Source organism: Streptomyces sp. NPDC002825, from assembly GCF_040295385.1.
Lineage (GTDB): Bacteria > Actinomycetota > Actinomycetes > Streptomycetales > Streptomycetaceae > Streptomyces.
On record NZ_JBEOVH010000029.1, the window covers coordinates 41,359 to 67,954 of the forward strand.

A 26,596-nucleotide genomic window follows, 5' to 3' on the forward strand; every position below is an offset into this window, starting at 1 on the left:
GGGCGTCAGCGGACGTGGCCCAGGAGGCCGTGGAGGGCGATGCCCGCCGGTTCCGCGCGGACGGCGCCCGCCCGCTTGCCGGACTTCTCCGGGGCCGTCGGCGCGGCCGCGGTGACCGGCTCCGGCTCGGGCTCGGGGAGCGCGGCGCAGACCGCGTCCACCTCGGCGTCGCCCTCACCGCGCGGGACCTTGCCCGTGGCGAGGTAGGCGAACAGGTGCTCGTCGAGGCAGTCGTTCCCGCCGAGGGTCACCCCGTGGTTCCCGCCGCCCTCCTCGACGACCAGGCTGGAGCCGTGGACCAGCCGGTGCAGGGCCACCCCGCCCTCGTACGGCGTCGCCGCGTCGTCCGTGGCCTGGAGGATCAGGACCGGCGGCACCTGGTCGTTGGTGACGTCCGGCGGGGTCAGGGAGTCCACGGGCCAGAAGGCGCAGGGCGCGTTGTACCAGGCGTTGTTCCAGGTCGAGAACGGCGCCTTCGCGTGCACGTCCCAGCTGTCCTTGCGCCACACGCTCCAGTCACGGGGCCAGGCCGCGTCCCGGCACTGCACGCTCGTGTAGACCGAGTAGCCGTTGTCGGCGGCCGCGTCGGCCTCTCCGTACCGCTCGTACGCCTCCTTCAGCGGCTCCGGGTCCGCGTCGTTGACGTACGCCGCGAAGGCGGTCGCGAGGCGCGGCCAGTAGCCGTTGTAGTACCCGCCGGGCAGGAAGGTGTCCTCCAGCTCGCCCGGTCCGACCTTGCCGCCGGCCGGCGTCTCGCGCAGCGCGTCCCGCATCCGGTACCAGGCGGCCTCGACCGCCGCCGGGTCGGTGCCCAGCTTGTACACGGCGTTCTGCCGGGCCACCCAGGCCATGAAGTCCTTGTGACGGGTGTCGAAGGCGTAGTCCTGGGCGATGTTGTCCTCGTACCAGACGCCGTGCGGGTTCACGACGGAGTCGAGAGCCATCCGCCGCACCCGGTCCGGGTACAGGCGCGCGTACACGGAGCCCAGGTAGGTGCCGTACGAGTAGCCGAGGTAGTTGATCTTCGGAGCGCCGAGCGCGGCGCGGATCGCGTCCAGGTCCCGGGCGGTGCTCACGGTGTCGATGTACGGCAGCACGTCCGCGTACTTCTCGCCGCAGGCGTCGGCGAAGGACTGGGCCCGCTCGATCGCCGCCCGCTCGGCCGCGGCGCCCTTCGGCACCGAGTCCGCGCGCACCGGCGCGAAGTGGCCGGGCTTGCAGTCGAGCGCGGGCTCGCTCCTGCCGACCCCGCGCGGGTCGAAGCCGATCACGTCGTACTCGGCGGCCAGCTTGGCGGGCAGCGAGGCCGCCACGTACCCGGCCATGCCGCGGCCGCTGCCGCCGGGCCCGCCCGGGTTCACGAGCAGCGGGCCCTGGAAGGTCCTGGCCGTGTGCGGGACCCGGGTGAGGGCGAGGGCGATCTTCCGCCCGGCCGGGTCGTCGTGGTTGAGCGGCACCTTGAGGGTGGCGCACTGGAGCCTGGGGTACGCCTGCGTGGCGCAGTCCGTCCAGGCGAGCAAGGGGAGCGGTCGGGGGGTCGGTTCACCGGCGCCCGCGGGGGCGGCGGGCAGGACGGTGACCGTCCCGGCGACCAGCGCTCCTGCGGCGATCAGCATTCCTGCGCGTGGGGTCATAGGGCGTTTGTGTCCCGAACCGGCACCGAGGGGACCTGTTTCGCCGAGAGTTGACCCGAACGGAGTGCGATCCGACGGCGTGTCAGCTGACCGGTCGGATGATCGGCCCGGGCTCGGGGCGTCTCAGAGGAGCGTGAGCTGCTCGGGCGCGCCGGCCAGGGAGGGCTCCTCGGGTACGGGGATCCGGCGTGCCGCGCCCCGCCGGGCGGGCCCGATGCCGAACTCGGCCGCCAGCTCGTGCACCTGACGGGTGATCCGGCGCTGGTACCAGGTCGGCGCGTAGGCCCCGTCCGCGTACATCCGCTCGTACCGCCGCACCAGGTCCGGGTGGTGCTCGCGCAGCCAGGCCATGAACCACTCCCGGGCTCCCGGCCGCAGGTGCAGCACGAGCGGGGTGACGGAGCTCGCGCCGGCCTCGGCGATGGCGCGGACCGTCGCGCGCAGCTGCTCGGGCCGGTCGCCGAGGAAGGGCACCACGGGCGCCATCAGGACCCCGCAGTCGATGCCGTGCTCGCCGAGCGTGCGGACGACGTCGAGGCGCCGCTGCGGCGAGGGGGTGCCGGGCTCGATCGTCCGCCAGAGCTCCTGGTCGGTGAAGCCGACGGAGACGGAGATGCCGACCTCGGTGACCCGGGCGGCCTCGGTGAGGAGCTCCAGATCGCGCAGGATCAGGGTGCCCTTCGTGAGGATCGAGAAGGGGTTGGCCCGGTCCCGCAGCGCCGTGAGGATGCCCGGCATCAGCCGGTAGCGGCCCTCCGCGCGCTGGTAGCAGTCGACATTGGTGCCCATGGCGATGTGCGCGCCCTGCCAGCGCGCGGAGGCCAGCTGCCGGGCGAGCAGCTCAGGGGCGTTGATCTTGACGACGATCTGGGAGTCGAAGCCGAGGCCGGTGTCGAGGTCGAGATAGCTGTGGGTCTTCCTCGCGAAACAGTAGACACACGCGTGCGTGCAGCCCCGGTACGGGTTGACCGTCCATTCGAACGGCATCCGCGACGCCCCGGGCACCCGGTTCAGGATCGAGCGGGCCCGGACCTCGTGGAAGGTGATTCCGCGGAACTCGGGGGTGTCGAAGGTGCGGGTCGTGACCGCGTCCGTGCCGAACAGGGCGATGTCGGCGGGGGCGGCGGGGGTGTCGCCCAGATTGTCCCAGCGCATGGACGCCTCCTCGGTGCTCTGCCTCGGCCGTACGCTCAGAATAGAACACCTGTTCCCTTGATCGTTGCAACCCGGATTTCGCCCGCCGGAGCCCACGTGGTTCGCTTGGCCCACACCCCTGAGGAACCACAAGCTGGAGGAAGTCCATGGCGCAGGTCGAAGCCACCACCGAACGGATCATCGCCGCCGACGCGGAGACGGTGTTCGACGCGCTGGCCGACTACAGCGGTACGCGCGCGAAGGTGCTCCCCGAGCACTTCAGCGAGTACGAGGTGCGCGAGGGCGGCGACGGCGAGGGCACCCTCGTCCACTGGAAGCTCCAGGCCACCAGCAAGCGCGTCCGCGACTGCCTCCTGGAGGTCACCGAGCCCACCGACGGGCAGCTCGTCGAGAAGGACCGCAACTCCTCCATGGTCACCACCTGGACCGTGACCCCCGCCGGTGAGGGCAAGTCCCGCGCCGTCGTCACCACGGTCTGGAACGGCGCCGGCGGCATCGGCGGCTTCTTCGAGAAGACCTTCGCGCCCAAGGGGCTCGGCCGCATCTACGACGCCCTCCTCGCCAAGCTGGCGGACGAGGTCGAGAAGTAACGCCCGGAGCGTTCACCGATTCGAGTGGATCGCCCGCACCCCCCGTACCCGCGCAACCGCGTACCGGGGGGCGCGGGCCTTCTCGTAAACGCGCTGATGAGCGACCCAAGTGCGCCGTGGTGCAGGGACGTTCAGCCCCCGGCGCGCCACCGTCCTCCCGTACCGCCCGACTTGCTCCCCCTTCGCGCGCAATGCGAAGAATGGTGCGGCGCAGACGCCGTGACGAGGGGAGCAGACACGTGGGTGCGATCACGATCGTGAAAGAGGCGGAGGAGGGTCCGGGACCGCTCGCCCCGGACGGACCTCCCGCGGTCCCCGCCCCACCGGCCGGCCCGGGACCCGCCGGTCTCGAACCCCGCCGCGTCCGGCTCGTCTTCTGCGGCCTCATGCTCGCGCTGCTCCTCGCCGCGCTCGAGCAGATGATCGTCGCCACCGCCCTGCCGAAGATCGTCGGCGAACTCCAGGGCCTGGACCGGATGTCCTGGGCGATCACCGCCTACCTGCTGACCTCCACCATCGGCCTGCCGGTCTACGGAAAGCTCGGCGACCTCCTCGGCCGCAAGGGCGTCTTCCTCTTCGCGATCGTCGTCTTCGTCATCGGCTCCGGCCTCGCCGGCTGGTCCCGCACGATGGACCAGCTCATCGCCTTCCGCGCCCTCCAGGGCGTCGGCGCCGGCGGCCTCATGATCGGCGTCCAGGCGATCATCGCCGACATCGTCCCCGCCCGCGAACGCGGCCGCTACATGGGACTCATCGGCGCCGCCTTCGGCCTCGCCTCCGTCGCAGGACCCCTGCTCGGCGGCTTCTTCACCGACCACGTCTCCTGGCGCTGGTGCTTCTACTTCAACGTACCCTTCGGGCTCGTCACCCTCGCCGTCGTCGCCGCCGTCCTCAAGCTCCCCAAGCCCACCGCACGCGCGCGCTTCGACGTCCTCGGCACACTGCTCCTCGCCGCCGCCTCCACCTGCCTCGTCCTGCTGACCAGCTGGGGCGGCACCGAGTACGCCTGGGACTCCCGGGTCATCCTCGCCCTGGCCTGCGGAGCCGCCGCAACGACCCTGCTCTTCCTGGTCGTCGAGCACTTCGCGCCCGAACCCCTCATCCCGCTGCGGCTGTTCCGCGACTCCGTCTTCACCGTCACCGCCCTCGTCGGCGCCGTCGTCGGCATCGCGCTCTTCGGCGCCGCCAGCTACCTCCCCAGCTTCCTGCAGATGGTCGAGGGTGCCAGCGCCACCGAGTCCGGCCTCCTGATGCTGCCGCTCATGGGCGGCATCGTCATCGCCTCCGTCGTCTCCGGCCAGCTCATCAGCCGCACCGGCCACTACAAGATCTACCCGGTGATCGGCGGCGCCGTCTCCGTCCTCGGCATGTGGCTGCTCTCCCGCATGGACACCGACACCCCGCGCCTCCAGCACAGCCTCTGGCAGGCCGTCCTCGGCACCGGCATCGGCCTCGTCATGCCGGTGCTCGTGCTCGCCGTGCAGAACTCGGTCCGCCCCGCCGACCTCGGCACCGCCACCAGCGCCCACAACTACTTCCGCCAGATCGGCGGCAGCGTCGGCGCCGCCGTCTTCGGCACCCTCTTCGCCTCCCGCCTCGACGACGCCCTCGGCGACCGGCTCGCCCGCGTCACCGCGCAGAGCTCCGTGGCACTGCCGCCGGCCGAGTCGATCACCCCGGGGACCGTCCACACGCTCCCGCCGGCCCTGCGCGACGTGTACATCCAGGCGTACGCGGACGCGATGCCGCGGATCTTCCTCTACCTCGTGCCGGTCCTCGTACTCGGCCTCGTTCTCGCCTTCTTCCTCAAGGAGAAACCGCTGGTGTCCCACCACAGCCCCCTCACCGAGGCCACCGACATCGCCTTCGACACCACCGCCCAGGCCGTGCCGCACGCCCGCCACGCCGCCTCGGCCCCGGCCACCGCCGTCGCCCCTCCGCACTCCGGGGTGCCCGTCTGCGGCACCGTCCAGCACCATGACGGCAGCCGCGTCCCCCGCGCCGCGCTCACCCTCATCGACGTCCAGGGCCGGCAGATCGGCCGCGGCGCCAGCGGCGAGGACGGCCGGTACGCCCTCAGCGTCCCCGGCGGCGGCGCGTACGTCCTGATCGCCGCGGCCGGCGGCCACCAGCCGCAGGCCGTCTCCGTCACCGTCGGCGACCGGCCGGTGGAGCTCGACGTCGTCCTCGGCGGCGCCGGACGGCTCGCGGGCAGCGTCGTCACCGCCGACGGCACGCCCGTGCGTGACGCGGCCGTCACCCTCACCGACGTACGCGGCGAGGTCGTCGCCTCCACCCGCAGCGGACGCGAGGGCGGGTACGTCATCGGCGAACTCGTCGCGGGCGAGTACACGCTCGCCGCCAGCGCCCCCGCCTTCCGGCCCGCCGCGCTCCCCGTGAGCGTCCAGTCCTCGCGCGAGACCCGCCAGGACATCGAACTGGCCGGCGGCGCGGTGCTGCGCGGCACCGTGCGGGCCGGGGGAGGGCGCCCCGTGGAGGACGCCCGCGTCACCCTGCTCGACGCCGCCGGCAACGTCGTCGACACCCTCACCACCGGCGCCGACGGCACCTTCCGCTTCGTCGACCTGTCCTCCGGCGAGTACACGGTCATCGCCGCCGGGTACCCGCCCGTGGCCACCGTCCTCCAGGTGGCCGGCGGCGGCCGCACGGAGCGCGACCTCCAGCTCGGCCACGAGGACTGAGCCGACGCCTCAGGAGGAGGCGGCCGTCGCCTTGCGCAGCGCGCTGATGCAGGTGCCGATCGCCTCCTGGAGGGCTTCGAGGCGCTGGAGCATGTCCGCCTCGTAGATGTCCTCCTCCATCACCTCGTCGAGGGTCAGCTCCTCGAAGACCTTCGTCGCCTTCTGCAGGCTGTTGTAGAACTTCGTCCGCCGCTCCTGGACGCGCAGCGCGGGATCCTCCTCGACCGCCTTGGCGACCAGGCCCTTCACCGTGTCGTAGGCCTCGCCGGCCCACTCGCCCGCCTCCTCCGAGTCGTCCAGCTCGTCGAGGAGCGACAGGTGCCGTTCGGCCTCGGCCCGCAGCTCGGCCGGCGCCTCCACGGTCTGCCCGGCGGGGGTCTTGATCTGGCCGTTCTCGACGATCTGGCGCACGTAACCGATCCGGTCGGCCGCCTTCGCCTCGTTCGCCACCGCCTTCTTCAGGTCGTCGGTACGGGCGAAGGCCCTGGCCATCTCGGTCTGCAGGGCCGGGTCCTCCTTCATCCGGTCCAGCAGCGCCCCGCGCGCGGCCTCCGCCGTCCCCGGGTCGGCGAGGATCGCGGCCCGCAGCGCCGTCGGGTTCTCCGCGACCTCCAGTGCCTTCGTCGGCCGGATGCCCTCCGCCTCGGCCGCCGCGGTGATCGCCTGGCCGCGCACGGAGGACGCGCTGTTGCGGGAGGTGTAGTACGAGAGCCAGACGTCCGCGTCCGGCAGCTCGATGTCCTCGCCCGGGACCAGCACCTCGAACTGCGGGACCAGGCCGTCGTCGGCAGCCATGTCCCAGGCCTTGTAGTAGCGCATGACCCGCTCGGGTGAGCAGCCGGCGAGCGCGGCGAACGCCTTCGCCGACACCTTCGCGGCGGCCGTCCCCTCGGCCGGCTGGCCGCCCGGACGGACGCTCCGGGCCACCTTCAGGGCGAAGGTCCAGCCGCCGGTCCGCGCGTACACCCCGAAGTCCTGGGCGTCACGGACGACGACGGGGTCGTGGTCCTGGGAGTCCTGCGCGTCCACCGCGTCGTGCGGGTCCTCCGTGTCCTGCGCGTCCACCGCGTCCTCGGTGTCCTGGGGCTCGAGGGCCTCCTGGGGCTCCGGAGCCGACGGCTCCCAGAACTCCGGCTCCTCCGCCATCACGGGCCCGGCGGGCTCAGGAACGACGACGGGCTCGGTCTCGACGGGCGCTGATTCGGACGGGGTGAAGGCGATGGTCACCGAGAGCTCTCCGGAAGGTCGACAACGACAACTGCGGCCGACAGCCTATACGCACCCGTTGGCGATGTTTCGTCCGATTCGAAGCCCGCCAATCGGGTGGCGCGCCGGGCCGTCGTCAGGACACCATGCCCCCATGACTCACGGAATCGAGCTCCACCCCGCGCGGTGAGCGCCTCGCACGAGCGCTCGACGCTCGCCCCCTCCCTGTCCGACCACGCCCGCCGCCTGCGCGGCGCGCCCGTCCCCCGGGGCGGCCACCCCCTCCCCGACTCCGCGCGCACTCCGCGCCCCCGCGGCACCGGCCCCCGCCTCGGCGAGGCACGAGCCCGCGTGGCGGACGTCCTCCGCAGCCTGCTCGACGCGCCCGGCACCGACCCGGAAGCCGCCCTCGTGGCCACCGGGATCCGCGACCGGGCCGTCCTCCGGGCCGCCGCCACCTTCGACCACCCGGACGAAGAGGCCGTCCGCGCCCTGGGCCGCCGCCTCGTCCGGACCGGGACCACGCTCGTCGGCGTGGCCGCCGGGATCGGGCTCCTGAGCGTCCTCGGCGAACCCCAGGACGTGCCGTACCTGCGGGACCTCGGCATGTTCGACGGGCTGGAATCCGCCGCCGTCGAGGCCCTCGCACCGCTCGACCCGCAGGCCGCCGCGACGGTCGGCCTGGCCCACCGCGCGCGGGAGACCGGGCTGCGCGCCCTCGCCGACGCCCTCGTCTCCGGCCTTGCGGGCGACCTCCGGGCACTCGTGGTCGGGGTGTCGGCCGAGAGCCACCGGGACGTCGGTCCCGACCAGGCGCGGTGGATCGCCGAGGCCACCCGGCTCCCCGCGCTCCTCCGGGCCCACCCCGGGGACCGCGAACTGTTCGCGCAGGCGGTGCTCCTGCTGACGCGGATGACCAGCCGCCGCGACTACGCGATCGCGCTGCTGCGGTACGGGGAGGCCAGGGAGCTGTACGAGGCGATCACCGCGCGCGTGGCCGGCGAGGCCCCGGCGACCGGCCTCGACCGGCAGGCCCGGTTGCTGTCCCTCGCCCTCGACCTCCACAGCGGCGCCTCGCGCCTCCTCGACTGGCCGCCCGGCCGGCGCGAGGAGGCCCTCGGCACCCTGCTCGCCGCCGTCGGCGAGCCGACGGAGCCGGACGCGAAGGCCGACGCGCACCCCCGGACACGGCGGCGGGCCGCGTGGATCCGTAGTACGGCATCCCGCCTCCGCGCCGTGACCGCCTCGGCGGACCCGCCCCCGGCACCCCTTCCCGCCCGCGCGGAGCCGGGGCCCGTGTCGCGGCTGCGGATCGAGGTCGCCGTCGCCGACCCCGGCGACCTGGACGCCGTCGAGACCCGCTTCCTGGTCGACGGCCGGCCTCTCGTGCCCTGGGCGTTCGGACCCGGGCCCGGCGACGTGCCCGAACGGACCCTCGACACCGGTGCCCTGCGTGCCGGAGACGAGCCCCGTGAGGTCAGGCTCGCCGAGGCGTACTGCAGCGAGGGCTGTTGCGGCGCCCTCTACGTCACGGTGCGCCGCGAGGGTCCGTACGTCGTGTGGGGCGACTGGAGCCGGCCCGGTGCCCCGCGCGGCCTGCCGGACCTCCCCGTCCTCCGCTTCGACGCCGACGCGTACGACACGGAGGTCGCCCGCGCCGAGCAGGACCGGGGCTGGAGCTGGCCGGCCCGGGACACCGCCCGGCTCATCGCCCGGGGTCTCCGCGAGCGGCCGGAACTCCTCGCCCGCTGGGGCCTGCGACTGGGGTGGACGGGCACGGACTTCGGCGATCCGGACGCCACCGTGATCACGTACGACGACCTGCCCCCGGCCGCGGGCGGCGCGCAGGACGTCCAGCCGAGGCAGTACCTGTGGCTGCTCCCCGACGACGGCGCTCCGCCCGAGCGGCGGGCCGCCGCCGCGCTGCGCCGGTTCGCGGAGGAGGACCCCAGGCGGTATCCGGAATCGGCCGGGTGATCCGTACCGCCGTCCGGTGGGTGCCATTGGTCCACTCCAACGGCGGTTATCCACAGGGGTGGTAGGGCGGCCGGGCGGCGCGTACGGTGCCAGGCATGAAGATCCTCATCAGCGCCGACATGGAGGGCGCGACCGGTGTGACCTGGCCCGCCGACGTGCTGCCCGGCACGCCCCAGTGGGAGCGGTGCCGGGCGATGTTCACGTCCGACGTGAACGCCGCCGTGCTCGGCTTCTTCGACGGCGGCGCGGACGAGGTCCTCATCAACGAGGCGCACTGGTCCATGCGGAACCTGCTCCTGGAGCAGCTCGACGAGCGGGCCGAGATGCTCACCGGGCGGCACAAGTCCCTCTCGATGGTCGAGGGCGTGCAGCACGGGGACGTCGACGGCATCGCCTTCGTCGGCTACCACACCGGTGCCGGAACCGAGGGGGTCCTCGCGCACACCTACCTCGCCAACTCCATCACGGGGGTCTGGCTCAACGGCGAGCGGGCGAGCGAGGGCCTTCTGAACGCCCATGTGGTCGCGGAGTACGGCGTGCCGGTCGTCCTCGTCACCGGGGACGACCTGACCTGCGAGGACGCCCTCGGGTACGCGCCGGAGGCGCCCAAGGTCGCCGTCAAGGACTACGTCTCGCGGTACGCGGCGGTGTGCCGGACCCCGGCCAGGACGGCCGCCGACATCCGGGCCGCGGCGAAGACGGCCGCCGCGCTCGCCGTCCGGCACGAGCCGGTCCGGGGCGGCCCGTTCACGGTGGAGCTCGAGTTCGACGCCGAGCACCTGGGCGCCGCCGCCACGGTGGTTCCCGGCGTGGCGCGGAGCGGCGAGCGGCGCGTCGCGTACACCAGCGAGACGATGTACGAGGCAATTCGCACGTTCAAGGCGGTCACGACCATCGTCTCGGCCGCGGTGGAGGAGCAGTATGGCTGAGGAGGTCCGGGGCCCGGACACGACGGCGCTCGACGAGGTGGTCACCTTCACCTCCGAGCTCATCCGCATCGACACCACCAACCGCGGCGGCGGCGACTGCCGCGAGCGGCCGGCCGCCGAGTACGTCGCCGAGCGGCTCGCCGACGCCGGGATCGAACCGACCCTCCTGGAGCGGACCCCGGGCCGCACCAACGTGGTGGCGAGGATCCCCGGTACCGACCCCTCGGCGGCGGCGCTCCTCGTCCACGGCCATCTGGACGTGGTGCCGGCCGACCCCGCCGAATGGACCGTGCACCCCTTCTCCGGCGAGGTCCGCGACGGAGTCGTGTGGGGGCGCGGCGCCGTCGACATGAAGAACATGGACGCGATGGTCCTGGCCGTCGTCCGCGACTGGGCGCGCCACGGCGTCCGCCCGCGCCGGGACATCGTCCTCGCGTACACCGCCGACGAGGAGGCCAGCGCCGAGGACGGCTCCGGTTTCCTCGCCGACCGGCACGCGCCGCTCTTCGAGGGCTGTACGGAGGGCATCAGCGAGTCCGGGGCGTTCAGCTTCCACCCGCAGCCCGGCACGACGCTGTACCCGATCGCGGCGGGGGAGCGGGGCACCGCCTGGCTCAAGCTCACCGCCCGCGGCCGGGCCGGCCACGGCTCCAAGGTGAACACGGCCAACGCCGTCACACGCCTCGCCACCGCCGTCGCCCGGATCGGCAACCACGCCTGGCCGGTCCGCCTCACCACGACCGTCCGCGCCGCCCTGACCGAACTGGCCGCGCTGTACGGGATCGACGTCGACACGAGCGCCCCCGACCTGGACGTCGACCTCCTTCTCGACAAGCTCGGACCCGCCGCCGCCCTCGTCGAGGCCACCGTCCGCAACAGCGCCAACCCGACGATGCTGGAAGCCGGTTACAAGGTCAACGTCATCCCGGGCCAGGCCGTGGCGTACGTCGACGGGCGGATGCTGCCGGGCGCGGAGGAGGAGTTCGCCGCGACCATGGACCTGCTCACCGGGCCCGACGTGGAGTGGGAGTTCCACCACCGCGAGGTGCCCCTGGAGGCCCCGGTGGACTCGCCGACCTTCGCCAAGCTCCGGGCAGCCGTCGAGCGCTTCGACCCGGCGGGGCACGTCGTGCCGTTCACCATGTCCGGCGGCACCGACGCCAAGCAGTTCTCCCGGCTGGGCATCACCGGCTACGGCTTCTCGCCGCTCCGGCTGCCCCCGGACCTGGACTACGGGGCGCTCTTCCACGGCGTCGACGAGCGCGTCCCGGTGGACGCCCTGCACTTCGGTGTCCGGGTGCTCGACCACTATCTGAAGTCCGCTTAGGGCAGGGGGGATCGGACCCATGACAGGGGGAGACGGTATGGCCACGACCACGGCCGGGTACGGCAGCTGGCCCTCACCGGTGAGCGCCGCGCTCGCCGCCGCGCGCGACGGGCGGCCCGAGTACCTCGGCACCGTCGGCGACGAGTTGTGGTGGACCGCGCCCCGCCCCGAGGAGGGTGGCCGGCGCGCCCTCGTCCGGCGGCGCGCCGACGGCACCGAGGAGAGCCTGCTGCCCGCCCCGTGGAACGTGCGCAGCCGGGTGATCGAGTACGGCGGGCAGCCCTGGGCGGCGGTCGCGCGTCCCGGCGGTGGACCGCTCGCGGTGTTCTGCCACTTCCCCGACCAGCGGCTCTACGCGTACGAACCCGATGCCGCCCCCGGCGCGGAGCCGCGGCCGCTCACCCCGGTCTCCGCCGTCGGCGGCGGACTGCGCTGGGTGGACCCGGTGATCCACCCGGAGCGGGGCGAGGTCTGGTGCGTCCTGGAGGAGTTCACCGGTCCCGCGGCGACCGACGTGCGCCGCGTCCTCGCCGCCGTGCCCCTCGACGGCTCGGCCGCCGAGGACCGCACCGCCGTCCGTGAACTCTCCGACGGGCGCCACCGCTTCGTCACCGGACCCCGGCTGTCCCCGGACGGCCGCCGGGCCGCCTGGCTCGCCTGGGACCATCCCCGGATGCCCTGGGACGGCACCGAGATCCTGCTCGCCGAGGTCACCGCCGACGGCACCTTCCGCGAGGCCAGGGCCGTCGCCGGAGGGCCCGCCGAGTCGATCCCGCAGGTCGACTGGGACGCGGCCGGCCGCCTTCTCTTCGTCAGCGACCGCACGGGCTGGTGGAACCTCTACCGCGCGGAGACATCCGCCGACGGCGGTCTCGCGGAACCCGAGGCGCTGTGCCCGCGCGCCGAGGAGTTCGGCGGCCCCCTCTGGAAGATCGGACTCCGCTGGTTCGCGCCCCTGGAGAACGGGCTGATCGCGGTCGTCCACGGCAGGGGAACCACGAGCCTCGGGATACTCGACCCCGAGCGCCGTGCCCTCGTCGACGCGGGCGGCGGCCGCACCGAGTGGGACTCCACCCTCGCCGCGCACGGCACCCGCGTCGTCGGCGTCGCCGCGGGACCGCGCCGCTCCTACGAGCTCGTCGAGCTCGACACCCGCACCGGCCGCAGCCGCGTCGTCGGCGCCGCGCACACCGACGCCGTCGACCCCGCCCACCTCCCCGAGCCGCGGATCCGCACCTTCACGGGCCCCGGCGGGCGCGAGATCCACGCCCAGGTCTACGCACCTCACCACCCCGGCTTCAGCGGGCCCGAGGGCGAGCTTCCGCCGTACGTGATCTGGGCGCACGGCGGGCCCACCGGGCACGCCCCGCTGGTCCTCGACCTGGAGATCGCCTACTTCACCTCGCGGGGCATCGGCGTCGCCGAGGTCAACTACGGCGGCTCCACCGGATACGGCCGGGAGTACCGGGAGCGGCTGCGCGAGCAGTGGGGCGTCGTCGACGTCGAGGACTGCGCGGCCGTCGCGGCGGCGCTCGCCGCCGAGGGCACCGCCGACCCGGCCCGGCTCGCCGTGCGCGGCGGCAGCGCGGGCGGCTGGACGACCGCAGCGTCCCTCGTCTCCACCGACGTGTACGCCTGCGGCACGATCATCTACCCCATCCTGGACCTGCGGGGCTGGGCCACCGACGAGACCCACGACTTCGAGTCGCAGTACCTCGAGGGACTGATCGGACCGCTCGACGAGGTGCCCGCCCGCTACAAGGAACGCTCGCCGATCGAGCACGTCGACCGCCTCACGGTCCCTTTCCTGCTGCTCCAGGGCCTCGACGACGTCATCTGCCCGCCCGCGCAGGCCGAGCGCTTCCTCGCCCGCACGGCCGGCAGGGGCATCCCGCACGCCTACCTCGCCTTCGAGGGGGAGGGCCACGGCTTCCGCAGAGCCGACACGATGGTCCGCGCCCTTGAGGCCGAACTCGCCCTGTACGTCAGGACCTTCGGGATCGACCGTACGGACACGGCGGATCTGGAGTACCGCACGTGACCCCGCCGGACGCCCTGCACCGGGCTGAGCGGCTCGCGCCCGGGGCCCGCGTCGCCGTCGTCGCCCCCAGCGGGCCCGTCCCCGAGGAGCGGCTCACCGCGGGGCTCGACATCCTGCGCGGCTGGGGCCTCGAACCGGTCGTCGCCCCGCACGTCCTGGACACCCACCCCACCCTCGGGTACCTCGCCGGGGCGGACCGGGCGCGGGCCCGCGATCTGACCGAGGCCTGGTGCGACCCCACCGTCTCCGCCGTCCTCTGCGCGCGCGGCGGATTCGGGGCCCAGCGCATGGTGGACCTGGTGGACTGGGAGGCGATCAGGGCGGCCGGGCCCAAGGCCTTCGTCGGCTACAGCGACGTCACCGCCCTCCACGAGGCCTTCGCCGTCCGCGCGGGCTTCGCCACCCTGCACGGGCCGATGGTCGCGGCCGGCACCTTCCTCTCGGAGCCCGCCACCCAGGAGTCGCTGCGGGCCACCCTCTTCGCCCCCGAGACCGTCCTGACGCTCGCGCCGGAGAAGGCACGGGCCCTGGTGCCGGGGCGGGCCCGGGGCGTGACGCTCGGTGGCTGCGTCAGCCTCCTCGCCGCCGACCTCGGCACACCGCACGGCCGGCCCTCGGCGCGCGGCGGGCTGCTGCTCCTGGAGGACGTGGGGGAGGAGCCGTACCGACTCGACCGCATCCTCACCCAACTCCTGCGCTCAGGCTGGCTCGACGGGGTCGCGGGCGTCGGCCTCGGCTCCTGGGAGGAGTGCGGCCCGTACGAGGAGGTGCGCGCGGTCCTCGCCGACCGGCTCGGCGGTCTCGGGGTTCCCGTCCTGGAGGAGATGGGCTTCGGGCACAGCCCGACCGCGCTGACCCTGCCGCTCGGCCTGCCCGCCGTACTCGACGCGGAGGCGGGGACGCTCACCCTGGACGTACCGGCCCTGCGCTGAGCGGAAGCCGGGGCCGCACGACGAAGACGCGGGTGTCTACTCCGCCTCCGTCCTGCGCCGGTGCGCCGCCGCCTCTTCGCGGCTTGTCTCCAGGTGGCGCAGGGCCAGTTCCTCGACGCGCTCGACGTCCCGGGCCTCGATGCCCCGGTACAGCTCCGCGTGCTCCTCGGCGACGGCCGTGAAGTCGTCGTGCTGCCCGAGCATCCAGCGCATCCGGCTGCGCAGCGTCGCGTTGAGCTCGCTCAGCAGGGCGTTGTCCGCGAGCTCCGTGACGGTCTCGTGGAAGTCGGCGGCCGCCCGCCGCGCGGCCGGGCCGTCGCCCTTGGCCGCGGCCGCCAGTTCGGCGTCGAGGTCGGCGCGGAGCTTCGCGAGCCCCGCCCGGGTGCGGCGCTGCGCGGCGAGCCGGAAGCCGAGGATCTCCAGCGCGGACCTGACCTCGCCGAGGTCCGAGATGTCGGACGCGCTGAACTCCCGGACCACCGCCCAGGTGCGGGGTCGCGGTGTCACCAGGCCCTCCGCGACCAGGTCCCGCAGGGCGTCGCGGACGGGCAGCCGGCTGACGTCCAGCTCGGCCGCGATCTCCCGCTCCACCAGCCTGCTGCCGGGTGCCCGGGTTCCGTCGATGATCTGATCGCGCAGCGCGCGCGTCACCCGCTCCGACTCGGGTCTGAATTCCTCAGCGCCTGTCATGCCGCCATTCTCCCATCGAGCGGCGGACGGCGGTCGGTGTCAGCCGGCCGCCGGAGCGGGGCACGGCGCCTTCACTGAATCCGCGTCAACAACCTGCGTCCCGCGCGTTGACGTGGCTATGACACGTGTCACAGCATGGGCGCGGCCCAGGTACCTACCAGTCGGTAGGTGCGGTGGGTCTCCCGGCGTCGCCCTCAGCGTGGAGGTCTCTGTGTCCCGTGCCGTGCCCCGATCCCGCAAGGTCCTCGCGCTCGTGGCCGGTGCGGCCGCGCCGCTCGCCCTCGCCGCGCCCGCCGCCGGCGCCGAGCCCGGAGACGCCCCGTACGCCGTCACCCCGCTCCGGTTCACCGTCGAGGCGGCAGGCAGGAGTTGCACCGTCGACGCCGACCTCTACCGCCCGGCCGGCGTGGACGCCGCGCACCCCGCGCCGGCGGTCCTCGCCACCAACGGCTTCGGCGGCAGCAAGAGCGACGGATCCACCGCCGCCATCGGCAAGGCCTTCGCCGAGCGCGGCTACGTCGGCCTCGTCTACTCGGGTCTCGGCTTCGGACAGTCCGGCTGCCTGATCTCCCTCGACGCCCCCGAGGCGGACGGCCGGGCCGCAGCCCGTCTCGTCGACTTCCTCGCCGGCGCCCGCGCCGCCGACGACGGCACCCGCGTCGACTTCGTCACCCGGGACGGCGCCGAGGACCCGCGCGTCGGCATGGTCGGCGGCTCCTACGGCGGCGCCGTCCAACTCGCGGCCGCCTCCGTCGATCCCCGTGTCGACGCCCTCGTCCCGCTCATCACCTGGAACGACCTCGCGTACTCGCTCGCCCCCAACGCCGCCGACCGGAACACCCCCGGCGTCTTCAAGTGGCAGTGGGCCAACGGCTTCTACCTCATGGGCGAGGGCCAGCCCCTGCTCGCCCCCTCGCTCGACACCAGCCGGATCAACTCCCTCGGCTGTCTGCACTTCGTCACCGACGCCTGCGACACGATCAGGCTCCTCGACTCCGGCCGCTACCCGGCCGCCGCGAGCGAGAAGATGCTCGCCTACGCCCGCAGCGTCTCCCCGGTCTCCTACCTCGACCGGATCACCGCCCCCACGCTGATCGTCCAGGGCCAGTCCGACAGCCTGTTCAACCTCAACGAGGCCCGCGCCACCTACGACCGGCTCCGCGAGCGGGGCGTCGACACCCGGATGATCTGGCAGTCCTGGGGCCACAGCGGGGGACAGCGGACGGGTGAACTCGACCTCGGCAATCCGGAGGGAAGCTACGTCGGGGAGCGCGTCCTCGCCTGGTTCGACCGGTACCTCCGGAAGAACGCCGCCGCGGACACCGGCCCCGCCTTCGCCTGGTACCGCGAGGGACAGAGCGACTACGGCACCGCCGACCGGGTCCCGCCGCTCAGCCAGGAGCTGTACCTCTCCGGCGACGGCAAGCTCGTCGACAACCGCACGAAGGTCTCCCGGGGCTCCCGCCAGTACACCAACTGGCTGGTCCCGACGAGCCATTCGGAGTCCTCGCTCGCCGGAATGATCGGACTGCCCGACCCCCGCCCGTACGACACCCCCGGCACCTACCTCGGCTGGCGCAGCGCCCCGCTCGCCGAGCCCGTCGACCTCGTCGGCGCGCCGAGGGCGACCCTCCAGGTCGTCTCCCCGGCGACCGAACGCGTCCAGGACTCGGGCGACGCCGCGGACAAGCTCGTCCTCTTCGCGAAGCTGTACGACGTCGCGCCCGACGGCACCAAGGCCCTGGTCAACCGGCTCGTCGCGCCCGTACGCGTCCCCGACGTCACCCGGCCCTTCACGGTCGAGCTGCCGGGCATCGTCCACCGCTACGAGACGGGCCACCGGCTGGAGTTCGTCGTCGCCGCGAGCGACACCGCGTACTACGGCAACCGCGGCATCAAGCCGGTGACCGTCGTCAGCGCCCCCGAGTCCACGGGGACGCTGTCCCTGCCCCTGGTGCGGGGCAGGGTCGGATAGGGCGTCCTAGAGCGCCGCGTACCCCGGGCGGACCACCTCGTCGACGAGCCGCTGCCGCTCCGGCAGCGGCAGGAACGCGGCCTCCAGGGCGGCGACCGTGAACTCCTCGAAGACCTCCGGCCCGTACCCGAAGGCGTCGACCATGTGCTGGAACTCCTCGCTCATGGTGGTGCCGGAGACCAGGCGGTTGTCGGTGTTCAGGGTGATCCTGAAGCCGAGCCGGCGCAGCTCGTCGATCGGGTGCGTGGCGTAGTCCTTCGCGGCGCCCGTCTGCAGGTTGGACGTCGGGCAGACCTCCAGGGCGATCCGGTTGTCCCGGACGTACGAGGCGAGCCGGCCCAGCGTGCCGTCCTCGGCGATGTCGTCCGTGATCCGCACGCCGTGACCGATCCGCTCGGTGCCGCAGACCTGCACGGCCTCGTGGATCGACTCCGCGCCGACGGCCTCGCCGGCGTGGATCGTGTAGTGGCAGTTCTCCCGCTTCAGGTGCTGGAAGGCGGCGAGGTGGCGGGCCGGCGGGTTGCCGATCTCGCCGCCGGCTATGTCGAAGCCGGCCACGCCGTTGTCCCGGTGCGCGACCGTGAGCCGGGCGATCTCCAGGGAGCGGTCGGTGTGGCGCATGCCGGTGAGCAGGGCACGGACGGTGATCCGGCCACCGGTGCGGCGCTCGCCCTCGCGGAAGCCGTCGTTGACCGCCTCGACGACCTCGTCGAGGGTCAGACCGCCCTCCAGGTGCTGCTCGGGGGCGTAACGGATCTCGGCGTAGACGACGCCGTCCGCCGCCAGGTCCTCGGCGCACTCGGCCGCGATGCGCGTGAGCGCCTCGCGGGTCTGCATGACCGCGCAGGTGTGCGCGAAGGTCTCCAGGTAGCGCTCCAGGGAGCCGGAGTCGGCGGCGTCCCGGAACCAGACCGCGAGCTCGGCCGGGTCCTCGGTCGGCAGGGCGCTGTAGCCGCACTCCCGCGCGAGCTCGATGATCGTCGCGGGACGCAGCCCGCCGTCGAGGTGGTCGTGGAGGACGGCCTTGGGGGCCCGGCGGATCCACTCGGCGACGGTGGCAGCGGCAGGCGTGGCAGGGTTGTCAGACAAGTGCATGGCGGGGAAGTGTACGCCACGACCGAGCGGGGTGCTGTGACGGACCTGGCAGGGGCCTGCGGGCGGCGATGGCGGGGCCGGGGGCCGTGCGTGGTGGCCGGGGGTTCGTACGGGGTGAGGGGCGGCCCGTACGGGCCTGACGTCGGCGCCTGCCCGTACGGGGTGCGGGACCGGGTTCGTACGGCCCTGACGTCGGCGCCCGCCCCTGCGGGTCCCGGGGGCTCGTCGTCCGCCCTCAGTGCGACTGCAGCACCGGCAGCGCGGCTGTGCCCGTCGGGAGCATGTGCTTGGCCGCCAGGACCGGCGTCTCGCCGACCCGCACCACCTGGGTCACCAGGACCGCCGGGGTGTCCGCCGGGCGGCCCAGCTGCTCCCCGCGCCGCCGCCCGAGCAGCGTCGCCGTGATCCCGCTGTGCGCGCTCAGGGCCGTCTCCCGCGAGGCCCCGACCAGGACCGCGAGCATCGAGACCCCGTCCCTGCCCTCCGCGGCCTCCCGCAGGGCCCGCGCGAACTCCGGGTGCACCCGGTCCAGCAGCTCGTCGGGCGCCGCCCACTCGTGGCTCAGCGCCGCCGCCGCGCCCTCCCCGGTGAGGACGGACTCCCAGAACCGAAGCTCGGCGCGGGCGGGCGCGAGCAGGTGCTGGGTGGTGAAGTCGGTCGGCTCCTCGACGGTCCTCAGCAGCGGCCGCACCCGCAGCGGCGCACCCGAGCCGATCAGCTGTTCCAGCGGCTGGACGTGCTCGAAGCCCCGCCGGGGCGGACGGTCGTTGACGGTGCGGCCCACCCCGCGCCGTACCGTGAGGACGCCGTCCTCCTGGAGGAGCAGCAGCGCCTCGCGCAGGGCCGGCCGGCTGACGCCCAGCTCGGCGGCGAGCTTCGGCTCGGAGGGGAGCGTGGAGCCCGGCGGGTAGGTGCCGTCGTGGACGGCGTCCGCGATCCGCTCGTAGAGCGCCACGACCGGTCGCCGCCGCTGTCCGCTGACCGCCACGGCCCCTCCTCGTCTCGTCTCCGGCCCGCTTTCCGCCGGTCCTCGCACCACGGTAGTCGGCCCACGTTGTCTGACAAGTCACCCGTACGGCTCTCCTCACCGTCACGGGCGGGCCCCGTGCGTCCCATTCTGGTCCCACGGCTGTGGCCGGGTACGACCGACGGCACGACGGAGGAGAGGGGCCGGGCAATGAGTCCGAAGCAGAGGGCACGGACACCGGACGGGGGCACGTCGTCCCGGTTGTCCGGAGCCTTCACCCCGGGCCGGATCGCGATGATCGCGGTCGCGGTCCTCACCCTGGTCTTCATCTTCGAGAACACCCGCGAGGTCAGGATCCGCCTGCTGATCCCCGAGGTCACCATGCCGCTCTACGGGGCCCTGCTCGTGGCCGCCCTGCTCGGTGCCGCCTGCGGCTACTACTTCGCGGCCCGGAGGCGGAAGTGAGGCGGGCCGCACTCGTCGTCGGCGGCGCGGTCCTCGCGCTCGCGGCCGTCGCGGTCTCCTCGGCGGAGGAGACGGCCGTACCCGACGACGAGGCCGGAACAGGGCCGATGCCGGACCTCCTCGGCCGGGGTCTGTGGCGGGTCTTCACGCGTCTGGACCGCCGGACCCGGCTCGACGTCCACGACGTGAGCGGCCGGGACCGGCGGGTGCTGTGGCCGCCGCGCTGGCAGGTCTGCACCCAGTACCCGACGGCGGGGACGGTCCTCGACCGGCGTACCACCGTCATGATCGGAGTCGTGCGGAAGGGCGAGACCTGCCCGCCCCGCGTCCGAGACGCCCGGCGCTGACGGGGCCGCGCTCCGGCCCCCGGAGGGGCGCCTACGCCCGTTGTGGGCAATCGCCCCTTGCGGAACGCCTGCCCGCAACGGGGGCGCGCCCTCCGCCGCATAGCCTGGGCCGTATGTTCGACGACCCTGGTTCCTGTCTCGCCACCGGCCCCCGCGTGGGCCTGCGTCCCTTCTCCCCGGCCGACGCCGAGGAGTTCACCGCCCGCGCGCGGGAGAGCCGGGAGCTCCACCACCCCTGGCTCTTCCCGCCGTGCACGCCCGAGGCGTACGCCACCTACGCGGGCACCCTGATCGGGGACCCGGCCCGGGCCGGCTTCCTCGTGTGCGAGCGTGACGGCGGCGGGATCGCCGGCTTCATCAACATCAACAACATCGTCCGCGGGGCCTTCCGGAGCGGCGCCCTCGGGTACGGCGCCTTCGCGCACGCCGCCGGACGGGGACTCCTCACCGAGGCCCTCGGCCTCGTCCTCGAGTACGCCTTCGGGCCCCTGGAGCTGCACCGTCTGGAGGCGAACATCCAGCCCGGCAACACCGCCTCCCGCGCCCTCGTCCGCCGCGCCGGCTTCCGCCTGGAGGGCTTCTCGCCCGCGATGCTGCACATCGACGGAGCCTGGCGCGACCACGAACGCTGGGCCGTCACGGCAGCCGACTAGCGCGTCCTAGCGCTTGCGGTTGATCTTCATCGTGTCGAGGTCCGTCACCGTCGAGCGCAGTGCCTTGTACCCGTGGCCCAGCTCCCGCAGCGCCGTCTCCACCCGGTCCTCCGCGATCGCGCCCGCCATCTCGTCGCCGTCCGCGGCGTCGGAGACGACGACCAGGCGGTACGAGAAGTGCTTCAGGGTCCGGTCGTAGGCCAGCGAGCCCTCCTCCGTGAACTGCATCGCCGTCAGCCCGTGCGCGTCCGCCTCGGCGAGCAGCCGGGACCGGCTCTCCTCCGACAGACCGTCGAACGTGCCGCGCACGATGACCCGGTAGGTGTGCTGCGTGCCCATTCCTCGTACTCCCTGTGCCACTGTCCCCGGCCGCCACGGCGGCGAGCCGACCCTCCACACTAGGACGGCCGGCCTCGTCGCCGCCGGGAATATCCGGCCCGCCGCCCGCGGCGCCTTTGCCGAAGCCTGACGCGGAGAACCGTGAAGAGCCCCTGGTCAGGACCGGCTCCGGCGTGTTCCATGGATCGATGACGACCGTACGACGTGCCGTACTGACGCTGCCCGCGGCCCCGTTGGGCCCGGACAACCCTCTTCCCGCACTGCGGGCCCCCGCGGGCGCCGGGGCCCACGCGGTCGCCGCGCGGACCCTCGCCGAGCTCCCGCGCGACATGGCCCGGGGCCTCGGACGGGCGCCCCTGCGCAGCCTGCTCCCCGCCCCCGTCCGCGACGGCTACGGCCGCGAGCGCACCCCCGCGGACCTCGACGCGATCGTGATCGAGAACGACCGGCTCCGGGTGACCGTGCTGCCCGGTCTCGGCGGCCGCGTCCACTCCCTGCACCACAAGCCCACCGGACGCGAACTCCTCTACCGCAACCCCGTCCTCCAGCCCGCCGCCTTCGCCCTCAACGGCGCCTGGTTCTCCGGCGGCATCGAGTGGAACATCGGGGCCACCGGCCACACCACCCTCTCCTGCTCGCCCCTCCACGCGGCGACCGTCCGCGCCCCCGACGGCGGTCCGATGCTCCGCCTGTGGGAGTGGGAGCGGCTGCGCGACCTTCCCTTCCAGGTCGACCTGTGGCTCCCGGAAGGCTCCGACTTCCTGTACGTCGGCGTCCGCGTCCGCAACCCCCACGAGCGGACCGCCCCCGCCTACTGGTGGTCCAACACCGCCGTCCCCGAGGACCGCAGGGTCCTCGCGCCCGCCGACGCGGCCTGGCACCACGGCTACGAAGGCGGCCTGAACCGCCTCCCCGTGCCCGTCACCGAGGACGGCACCGACCGCTCGTACCCGCTGAACGGCGCCCACGCGGCGGACTACTTCTACGACCTGCCCGAGGAGCAGCGCCGCTGGATCGCCGCCCTCGACGCGGACGGCCACGGACTCGTCCAGACCTCCACCGACGCGCTGCGCGGCCGCAAGCTCTTCCTGTGGGGCACCGGGCGCGGCGGCAGGCGCTGGCAGGAGTGGCTGACCGAACCCGGCACCCCCGGCTACGCCGAGATCCAGGCCGGACTCGCCCGCACCCAGCTGGAGCACCTGGAGCTCGCGGGCGAAGGGGAGTTCAGCTGGCTGGAGGCGTACGGGCCGCTCGCCGCCGATCCCGCCACGGCGCTCGGCGGCGACTGGGCCGCCGCCCGCGCGGACGTCGAACACCGTCTGGAGACGGCGCTGCCCCGCGCCGCCGTCGACGCGGCGTACACCGCCTGGCGGGAGGGCGCCGCCGACGCCGAGCCGGAGACCGTCCTCGCCGCCGGCTCGGGCTGGGGTGCGCTCGAAGTCCTGCGCGGGGGACACGTGTTGCCGGGTACGCCCTTCCCCGAGTCGACCCTCGGTCCCGACCAGGAACCCTGGCGCGAGCTCCTGCTCACCGGCGTCCTGCCGCCCCCGGCGAAGGGCGCGGTGCCCGGCGCGCCGCTGGTCTCCCCGGCCTGGCGGGACATGCTGGAGACCGCGCCGGCCGATCCGACCACCGAGTACCACCTCGGCATCGCCCAGTGGCACGCCGGGGACCGTGCCCAGGCGGTACGGAGCTGGGAGCGCGGACTGCACAGGGCGGAGGTGCGCTGGCCCCTGCTGTACTGCCTGGCGGTCGCCGACCGGGAGGACGGTCACCCGGAGCGGGCCGCCGAGCGGTTCGCTGAGGCCTTCGCCGACCACGAGGACCACGACGACCAGGACGGCGGCGAGGTCGTGGCCGCCGCCCTCGGGCGCGAGGGCGTGGCGGCGCTGCTCGCGGCGGGCCGGGCCGCCCGGGCCCGGGAGCTGTGGGCGCGGCTGCCGGACGAGGTCCGGGGCAGGGGCGCGTTCCGTCTCCTGGAGATCCGGATCCTGCTCGCCGAGGGCCGGCCGGGCGAGGCCCGCGCGGTCTTCGACGAGGGCTTCGAGGTCGCGGACCTGCGCGAGGGCGCCGAGATCCTCGGCGAGGTCTGGGCGGAACTCACCGACGAACCCCTGCCGGACGCCTACGAGTTCCGGATGCGTCCGAGCTGACGAGCGGGCGGCGCGGGCCGGTCCGGAACGCCGGGTCGGCCCGCGGTCGTACGGGTCAGGACACCCGGCACAGGATCTCGCCGTGCGGGACCATGAACCAGGCGTCCTCCTGCTTGCCCCACTCCCGCCAGGCCTCTGCGATGGACGCCAGCTCCTCGGCGGTCGCGTGCCCGCCGTCGACGGCCAGTTCGGCGTAGACGGAGGCGGTCGTACGGTCCGCCCACAGGCCGCTCCACCAGTCCCGCTCCTCCGGGGTGGCGAAGCACCAGGTGCCGGCCGTCGCCGTGATGTCGGTGAAACCGGCCTGCCGGGCCCAGGAGAACAGCCGTCGTCCCGCGTCCGGTTCGCCGCCGTTGGCGCGCGCGACCCGGTGGTACAGGCTCTGCCAGGCGTCCAGGGCGGGCGGCTGCGGGAACCAGGCGAAGGCCCCGTAGTCGCTGTCGCGGGCCGCGACGACACCGCCGGGCCGGCAGACGCGCCGCATCTCGCGCAGCGCCTGGACCGGGTCGCCGACGTGCTGCAGCACCTGATGGGCGTGCACGACGTCGAAGGAGTCGTCGGGGAAGTCCAGGGCGTGGACGTCGGCGACGGCGAACTCGACGTTCTCCAGGCCGCGTTCGGCCGCGACCGCGCGGGCCTTGTCCAGGACGTCCTCGGCCGCGTCGACGGCGGTCACACGGCCCGGCGCGACCAGTGCGGCCAGGTCGGCGGTGATCGTGCCGGGCCCGCAGCCCACGTCCAGGACGTCCAGGCCGGTGCGCAGTTCGGGCAGCAGGTAGCCGGCGGAGTTGGCGGCGGTCCGCCAGCTGTGTGAGCGCAGGACCGACTCGTGGTGGCCGTGGGTGTAGACGGCGGTCTCATGGGCCGCGGGCTGTGCGGAGGCGTGCGTCATCGAAGCGACTCCCTTGGTGTGGGTGCGTGTCCTCACCGTACGCACGGCCGCCGAATGATGAGACCCCCGTCTTGAGATGTGGACGCCCGGTCAGGTCAACAGGTCTCGCCGGTACCGGAGTTCCTCGAGCACCCGCCCGCCCGTCTCCTCCCGCACCGCCGTGCCGTCCGGCCGCCAGCCCCCGGCCTCGTAGAACCTCCGCGCCCGTGTGTTCCCCGCGAACACCCACAGCGCCGCCGCCCGGAACCCGGCCGCGGTGAGCGCCTCGGTGGACGCGGCGAGGAGGGCGCGCCCGACGCCCGTACCCCAGACCTCCCGGAGGGCGTACAGCGCCGCGAGCTCGGCCGTGCTCCCGGGCGCGAACTCCGCGTACGGCCAGGCCCGGAAACAGGAGAAGCCGACGATCCGCCCGTCGTCCGCCGTCGCCACGAGCACCGTGGGCCGGTCGGTGGCCGTGAGGCGGGTGCGCCAGGTGGCGGCGCGCTCCTCGACGTCCAGGGCGTCGAGGTACGGGCCGGGGAGCAGGTCGCGGTAGGCGGCGCGCCAGGACTGGACGTGCACGGTGGCGAGGCCCGCGGCGTCTTCGGGAACGGCTTCACGTATCGACATGCGGCATTCTGCCCCGGGCGCCGCGGCGCCCGCCTCCACGATTCCGAGGCCCGCGCCTGCCTGGACGGCACCCCGACCGCGTGGTCCCGCGCCCTCGCGGGCGGCGCCCCGGCCCGCCCCCGTGTGGTCCCGCGCCCGGGGCCGGGCGGCGCCCCGGTCCGCCGCCGTGTGGGCAATCGTCCCGCAGGGCGATGGGGGTCCCCCCTGCTCGAGCGAAGCCGAGAGCTTGGGGGAGGGTGGGCACACGGGACGGCGCCCTCAGCGGCGCCTCCGCGTTCCGCGCCTGGACCCGCGCCCCATGTGCACCGAGCGGGTGGTGCGGGCTCAGGCTCGGGAGCCTCTGGCGCCGGCAGGGCGCCGTTCCGTTGTGCCCACCCGTTCCGCCCTGGGGGTACCTCCCGGACGAAGTCTGGGGGAGGAACGCATGCCCACAACGGGGGGGTGGGCGCCGCCCCGGCGGAACGCATGCCCACAACGGGGTGGAGGCGGGGTCGGGCGGGATGTGTCACCCGGTCGTCGTTTGGAGGGGCGGAAATGGGCGAACCTTCGTATAAAGGGCACGGGAGTGCCTGCCCGGCGCCCCCGCGCGCTCAGGAGGTACGGGACATGCGGCAGACGGCTCCGGAAGGCCGCGGCCCGGTGCGCTACGGACCCCCCGCACCCGACACCGGCCTCCCCGTCCTGCCCGGACTCGCCGGGCTCCTCGCCGCGGCGGCGGGACGCGCCACCCCCGAGCCGCCCGGCGGCGGGCCGGTCCTGCGGGAGGCCGCCGCCGGCTACTGGTGGCGCCGCGGCCTGCGCACCCACCCCGAGGACGTGGTCGCCGCCCCCGGCGCCCCCGCCCTCCTCCTCGCCCTGATCGCCGCCCACGGCGGCGACCTCCTGCTGCCCCGCCCCTGCCCCGCCTGGTGGACCCCGCAGGCCCGTCTCCTCGGCCGCCCCGCCTACCACGTGCCCACGCCGGCCGAGGCGGGCGGCGTCCCCGACCCGTACGCCCTCCTGGAGACCGTCCGGCGGATCCGCGCCGAGGGCGGCGACCCCCGGGTCCTGCTGCTCTCCGTCGCCGACGACCCCACCGCCACCGTCGCCCCGCCCGAACTCGTCCGCGAGGCCTGCGAGGCCGCCGTGGCCGAGGGCCTCCACGTCATCAGCGACGAGACCTGGCGCGACACCCTGCACCGCCCGCACGACGTCATGCTGCTCAGTCCCGCCGAGATGTGCCCCGACGACGTCACCGTCCTCACCGACCTCGGCGGCGCCCTCACCCCCGCCGCCTGGCCCTGCGCGGTCGCCCGCTTCCCGCCCACCGACCCGCACCGCGCCGACCGCTGGAGCGACCGCAGGGCCCGCGTCCTCGACGTGCTCACCGCCCTCGGCGCCCTCGTCCCCGGGCCCGTTGCCCCCGCGATGGCCCACGCCCTCGACGAACCCGAGGACGTCACCGCACGGGCCCGGCGCGCCGCCACCGTCCACGGGCTCCTCGCGACCGCCGCGCACCGCGCCGTCCTCGCCGCCGGGGCCCTCGCCCGGCCCCCGCAGGCCGGCCGCCACCTCTACGCCGACCTCGGCCCGCTGCGCGCCGGTCTCGCCGCCCGGGGCGTCACCGACTCCCTGGAACTGGAGAGCCACCTGACCGGGCGGCTCGGCGCCCCGGCGACCGGCGGCCACCGCTTCGGCGACGAACTCGGCGCGCTGCGCGTCAGGTTCGGCACCGGCATGTTCCTCGGCGCCACCGAGGAGGAGCGCGCCGAGACCCTCGCGGCACCCGAACCCGTGGAACTGCCCCATGTGGCCCGCGCGTTGGAGGAGTTCGGGGGAGCCCTGGAGGAACTCCGATGAAGGCGAAGACGCACGAGTGCCCCCGCCGGCGCCCCCCGACGACCCCGCCACGCAGCGACCGGCACGAGCGGAACGGAGC

General features: G+C 74.3%; 22 protein-coding genes. 13 read left to right on the forward strand and 9 right to left on the reverse strand.

Going from position 1 to position 26,596, the window contains the following annotated elements; genetic code table 11:
- Positions 1-5 precede the first annotated feature (5 nt).
- Positions 6-1,634, reverse strand: coding sequence for an alpha/beta hydrolase (locus tag ABT041_RS29870; RefSeq protein WP_351190248.1), 1,629 nt, complete (start codon positions 1,632-1,634; stop codon positions 6-8).
- Positions 1,635-1,757: 123 nt separating this feature from the next.
- Positions 1,758-2,789: an Rv2578c family radical SAM protein gene (locus tag ABT041_RS29875; protein WP_351190250.1), complete on the reverse strand. Its 1,032-nt coding sequence runs from the start codon at positions 2,787-2,789 to the stop codon at positions 1,758-1,760.
- A gap of 146 nt (positions 2,790-2,935) precedes the next feature.
- Here ABT041_RS29875 and ABT041_RS29880 point away from each other — a divergent pair, with 146 nt between their 5' ends.
- Positions 2,936-3,379 (forward strand): SRPBCC family protein, encoded by a 444-nt coding sequence (locus ABT041_RS29880; protein ID WP_351190252.1) that lies wholly within the window; start codon positions 2,936-2,938, stop codon positions 3,377-3,379.
- A gap of 239 nt (positions 3,380-3,618) precedes the next feature.
- Positions 3,619-6,081, forward strand: a complete 2,463-nt coding sequence (locus ABT041_RS29885) for an MFS transporter (RefSeq protein ID WP_351190254.1) — start codon at positions 3,619-3,621, stop codon at positions 6,079-6,081.
- A gap of 9 nt (positions 6,082-6,090) precedes the next feature.
- Here the strand turns inward: ABT041_RS29885 and ABT041_RS29890 are convergent, their stop codons facing one another.
- Positions 6,091-7,308, reverse strand: a complete 1,218-nt coding sequence (locus ABT041_RS29890) for a hypothetical protein (RefSeq protein ID WP_351190256.1) — start codon at positions 7,306-7,308, stop codon at positions 6,091-6,093.
- Positions 7,309-7,473: 165 nt separating this feature from the next.
- On the opposite strand from ABT041_RS29890, the gene ABT041_RS29895 reads away from it, so the two are divergent.
- The 5 genes from ABT041_RS29895 (at position 7,474) to ABT041_RS29915 (ending at position 14,493) form a co-directional block, all read left to right on the forward strand.
- On the forward strand, positions 7,474-9,264 hold the full coding sequence (locus ABT041_RS29895) for a hypothetical protein (protein ID WP_351190258.1): 1,791 nt from the start codon (positions 7,474-7,476) through the stop codon (positions 9,262-9,264).
- A 95-nt stretch (positions 9,265-9,359) separates the two neighbouring features.
- Positions 9,360-10,193 carry a M55 family metallopeptidase gene (locus ABT041_RS29900; protein ID WP_351190260.1) on the forward strand — a complete coding sequence of 278 codons (834 nt, stop codon included), beginning with the start codon at positions 9,360-9,362 and terminating at the stop codon, positions 10,191-10,193.
- Positions 10,186-11,520, forward strand: coding sequence for a M20/M25/M40 family metallo-hydrolase (locus tag ABT041_RS29905; RefSeq protein WP_351190261.1), 1,335 nt, complete (start codon positions 10,186-10,188; stop codon positions 11,518-11,520). Before ABT041_RS29900 ends, ABT041_RS29905 begins: the two co-directional genes overlap by 8 nt.
- Before the next feature lie 19 nt (positions 11,521-11,539).
- Positions 11,540-13,561 carry a S9 family peptidase gene (locus ABT041_RS29910; protein ID WP_502976623.1) on the forward strand — a complete coding sequence of 674 codons (2,022 nt, stop codon included), beginning with the start codon at positions 11,540-11,542 and terminating at the stop codon, positions 13,559-13,561.
- Entirely contained in the window at positions 13,558-14,493 is a 936-nt protein-coding gene (locus ABT041_RS29915; protein ID WP_351190265.1) for a S66 peptidase family protein, read from the forward strand. The genes ABT041_RS29910 and ABT041_RS29915 overlap by 4 nt, the downstream gene beginning before the upstream one ends.
- A gap of 36 nt (positions 14,494-14,529) precedes the next feature.
- Here the strand turns inward: ABT041_RS29915 and ABT041_RS29920 are convergent, their stop codons facing one another.
- Positions 14,530-15,183 carry a GntR family transcriptional regulator gene (locus ABT041_RS29920; RefSeq protein WP_351190267.1) on the reverse strand — a complete coding sequence of 218 codons (654 nt, stop codon included), beginning with the start codon at positions 15,181-15,183 and terminating at the stop codon, positions 14,530-14,532.
- A 211-nt stretch (positions 15,184-15,394) separates the two neighbouring features.
- Here ABT041_RS29920 and ABT041_RS29925 point away from each other — a divergent pair, with 211 nt between their 5' ends.
- The gene (locus tag ABT041_RS29925; protein ID WP_351190269.1) at positions 15,395-17,158 is read left to right on the forward strand and encodes a CocE/NonD family hydrolase; all 1,764 of its coding nucleotides are present in this window, start codon (positions 15,395-15,397) and stop codon (positions 17,156-17,158) included.
- A gap of 6 nt (positions 17,159-17,164) precedes the next feature.
- On the opposite strand, the gene ABT041_RS29930 is transcribed toward ABT041_RS29925, so the two are convergent.
- Together ABT041_RS29930 and ABT041_RS29935 are read right to left on the reverse strand one after the other, a co-directional pair.
- Positions 17,165-18,253 (reverse strand): adenosine deaminase, encoded by a 1,089-nt coding sequence (locus ABT041_RS29930; protein WP_351190271.1) that lies wholly within the window; start codon positions 18,251-18,253, stop codon positions 17,165-17,167.
- Positions 18,254-18,488: 235 nt separating this feature from the next.
- On the reverse strand, positions 18,489-19,241 hold the full coding sequence (locus ABT041_RS29935; RefSeq protein WP_351190273.1) for a GntR family transcriptional regulator: 753 nt from the start codon (positions 19,239-19,241) through the stop codon (positions 18,489-18,491).
- Between the two features lie 189 nt (positions 19,242-19,430).
- Between ABT041_RS29935 and ABT041_RS29940 the strand changes: the two genes are divergently transcribed.
- From ABT041_RS29940 to ABT041_RS29950, 3 genes are all read left to right on the forward strand, one after another.
- Positions 19,431-19,685: a DUF1049 domain-containing protein gene (locus tag ABT041_RS29940; RefSeq protein ID WP_351190275.1), complete on the forward strand. Its 255-nt coding sequence runs from the start codon at positions 19,431-19,433 to the stop codon at positions 19,683-19,685.
- A complete protein-coding gene (locus tag ABT041_RS29945; protein ID WP_351190277.1) occupies positions 19,682-20,032 on the forward strand; it encodes a hypothetical protein in 351 nt (116 codons plus the stop codon). The genes ABT041_RS29940 and ABT041_RS29945 overlap by 4 nt, the downstream gene beginning before the upstream one ends.
- 113 nt (positions 20,033-20,145) lie before the next feature.
- Positions 20,146-20,685, forward strand: coding sequence for a GNAT family N-acetyltransferase (locus ABT041_RS29950; protein WP_351190279.1), 540 nt, complete (start codon positions 20,146-20,148; stop codon positions 20,683-20,685).
- Positions 20,686-20,691: 6 nt separating this feature from the next.
- Here ABT041_RS29950 and ABT041_RS29955 read toward each other — a convergent pair whose 3' ends face one another.
- Positions 20,692-21,024, reverse strand: a complete 333-nt coding sequence (locus ABT041_RS29955) for a DUF6204 family protein (protein WP_351190281.1) — start codon at positions 21,022-21,024, stop codon at positions 20,692-20,694.
- Between the two features lie 188 nt (positions 21,025-21,212).
- Between ABT041_RS29955 and ABT041_RS29960 the strand changes: the two genes are divergently transcribed.
- Positions 21,213-23,177 carry a DUF5107 domain-containing protein gene (locus ABT041_RS29960; protein ID WP_351190283.1) on the forward strand — a complete coding sequence of 655 codons (1,965 nt, stop codon included), beginning with the start codon at positions 21,213-21,215 and terminating at the stop codon, positions 23,175-23,177.
- A 55-nt stretch (positions 23,178-23,232) separates the two neighbouring features.
- Here ABT041_RS29960 and ABT041_RS29965 read toward each other — a convergent pair whose 3' ends face one another.
- Together ABT041_RS29965 and ABT041_RS29970 are read right to left on the reverse strand one after the other, a co-directional pair.
- A complete protein-coding gene (locus tag ABT041_RS29965) occupies positions 23,233-24,069 on the reverse strand; it encodes a class I SAM-dependent methyltransferase (protein ID WP_351190285.1) in 837 nt (278 codons plus the stop codon).
- A gap of 90 nt (positions 24,070-24,159) precedes the next feature.
- Positions 24,160-24,678, reverse strand: coding sequence for a GNAT family N-acetyltransferase (locus ABT041_RS29970; RefSeq protein ID WP_351190287.1), 519 nt, complete (start codon positions 24,676-24,678; stop codon positions 24,160-24,162).
- Between the two features lie 606 nt (positions 24,679-25,284).
- On the opposite strand from ABT041_RS29970, the gene ABT041_RS29975 reads away from it, so the two are divergent.
- The gene (locus ABT041_RS29975) at positions 25,285-26,517 is read left to right on the forward strand and encodes an aminotransferase class I/II-fold pyridoxal phosphate-dependent enzyme (protein ID WP_351190289.1); all 1,233 of its coding nucleotides are present in this window, start codon (positions 25,285-25,287) and stop codon (positions 26,515-26,517) included.
- The last annotated feature ends 79 nt before the right edge of the window (positions 26,518-26,596 follow it).